This window comes from Jatrophihabitans lederbergiae (assembly GCF_031845305.1).
Taxonomy (GTDB): domain Bacteria; phylum Actinomycetota; class Actinomycetes; order Mycobacteriales; family Jatrophihabitantaceae; genus Jatrophihabitans_A; species Jatrophihabitans_A lederbergiae.
The window spans coordinates 1-341 of sequence record NZ_JAVREH010000240.1; the positions used below are offsets into that span (position 1 = coordinate 1).

A 341-nucleotide genomic window follows, 5' to 3' on the forward strand; every position below is an offset into this window, starting at 1 on the left:
ACGTGGAACCGGCGCACCGAGCGACCTCGGCCAAACTGTCCTGCCCGCACGGCACAATCGGAAACCACAGAGGCTGCCGCCCCAAGAACGACGATCAACAGGCGCCGCGTGAAAGTTTCGGGCTAACGCGAACGGATCCTCGTCATCGCCTTCATCCGCCTCCGTAGCGAATAAATCACGTTCGGCGTCTGCAAACGCGGTCAACGACCGCTCGTACTTTTTGGCTCCGTAGGTGAAGGTCTTGCGCTCGTTGAGGACGAGGCCAAGCTCGCGAACCTCTTCTGCGCACGCCTCCAATGCACCGCGTGCGTCCGCAAGCGTCTTCGACGCGATCCTGAAGT

General features: G+C 61.3%; 1 protein-coding gene. It reads right to left on the bottom strand.

The window, feature by feature from the left end; all coding sequences use genetic code 11:
- Positions 1-341 (bottom strand): RNA-dependent RNA polymerase family protein (locus RM423_RS25125; protein ID WP_311425758.1); only part of this gene is annotated, 341 nt, incomplete at both ends.